This window comes from Roseisolibacter sp. H3M3-2 (assembly GCF_029211165.1).
GTDB lineage: Bacteria > Gemmatimonadota > Gemmatimonadetes > Gemmatimonadales > Gemmatimonadaceae > Roseisolibacter.
The window spans coordinates 1-1,309 of the sequence record NZ_JARGEK010000649.1 but is presented as its reverse complement, the minus strand read 5'-3'; the positions used below and the strand labels follow the sequence as shown (position 1 = coordinate 1,309).

At 76.2% G+C, this 1,309-nt stretch carries 3 protein-coding genes; all 3 read left to right on the top strand.

Annotation, left to right across the window (positions count from 1 at the left end; translation table 11 throughout):
- On the top strand, nt 1–184 hold a 184-nt coding region (locus PYV61_RS25435), incomplete at its 5' end, for a hypothetical protein (RefSeq protein ID WP_275836684.1).
- Nucleotides 181–663 (top strand): ribosomal protein S18-alanine N-acetyltransferase, encoded by a 483-nt coding sequence (gene rimI, locus PYV61_RS25430; protein ID WP_275836683.1) that lies wholly within the window; start codon nt 181–183, stop codon nt 661–663. The genes PYV61_RS25435 and rimI, both read left to right, overlap by 4 nt.
- Before the next feature lie 117 nt (nt 664–780).
- A partial coding sequence (gene ssb, locus PYV61_RS25425) for a single-stranded DNA-binding protein (RefSeq protein ID WP_275836682.1) occupies nt 781–1,309 on the top strand: 529 nt, incomplete at its 3' end.

Here is a 1,309-nt window from a genome sequence, read left to right as displayed (position 1 = left end):
GGCGGCGTTCGCGCTGGCGCTCGAGGGCGGTCGCGCGGGGCCGGCCGACGCGCTGGCGCTGGCCCCGGTCGACCTCGCGCTCTGGGAGCCGGACTACGGGCGCAAGGCGGAGGCGCAGGTGCGCTGGGAGGCGGAGCACGGCCGCGCGCTCCCGGCCGACGCGCCCGGGACGGTGGTCGCGTGACCGGCGCCCGGACGGCGGGGGGCCGCGCGGCGCGCCTGCGCCCCGCCACCGACGGCGACGTCGAGGCGGTGGCGGCGATCGAGCGGGCGTCGTTCGGCGACCCGTGGTCGCGCGACTCCTTCGCCTCGCTGGTCCACAATCCCGACGCCTTCTTCGCGGTGGCGGACGACGGGGCCCCGCTGGGCTACGTGGTCGCCTGGTTCGTCCTCGACGAGGGGGAGGTCGCCAACGTGGCGGTCGCCGCGGCGGCGCGCGGGCGCGGGATCGGCGCCCGGCTGCTCGACGCGGCGCTGGACGAGGCGCGGCGGCGCGGGGCCGCGCAGGTGTTCCTGGAGGTCCGCGAGTCGAACGCGGTCGCGCGCCGGCTGTACGAGTCGCGCGGCTTCGAGGAGCTGGGGCGCCGGCGGCGCTACTACCGCGCGCCGGTGGAGGACGCGCTGGTGCTCAGGCTCTCCCTGCCCGCCGGCGCGGCGGGCTAGCAGGGCGCCCCCGACGCGGCGATCCGCGCCGAGGCGCGTAGATTGGAGACGGGACGCGGACGGATCCCCGCGTACCGTGACGCTGCGAGGTCGGACTTACCTAACCGGGAGGATATCGTGAGCAGAAGCTTGAACAAGGTGACGTTGATCGGGAACCTCGGCAGCGATCCTGAGGTGCGGGCCACGCCGGGCGGCAACCGCGTGGCGCAGTTCTCCCTGGCCACCTCGCGCACCTGGAACGACCAGGCGGGGGTGAAGCAGGAGAAGACCGAGTGGCACCGGTGCGTCGTCTGGAACACGAAGGGCTCGCAGCTGGCCGACATCGTCGAGCGCTACGTGAAGAAGGGCGACAAGATCTACGTCGAGGGGCGCATCGAGTACCGCCAGTGGCAGGACAAGGACGGGCAGACGCGCTACTCCACCGAGATCAACGTGCGGGAGCTCATCCTCCTCGGCGGGCGTCGCGAGGGCGGCGACATGGACGGCGGCGAGAGCTTCTCGGCGCCCCGCCGGCACGCCGCCGCGCCGGCCGCGTCGCGCCCCGCGCCGAACGGCGGGCGCCCGGCGGCCGCCGGCGCCGCGGGGGCCGCGGCCGGCCAGCGCGCGGGCGGGGACGACTTCGAGGACTTCCCGGGCGCGCTCGAGG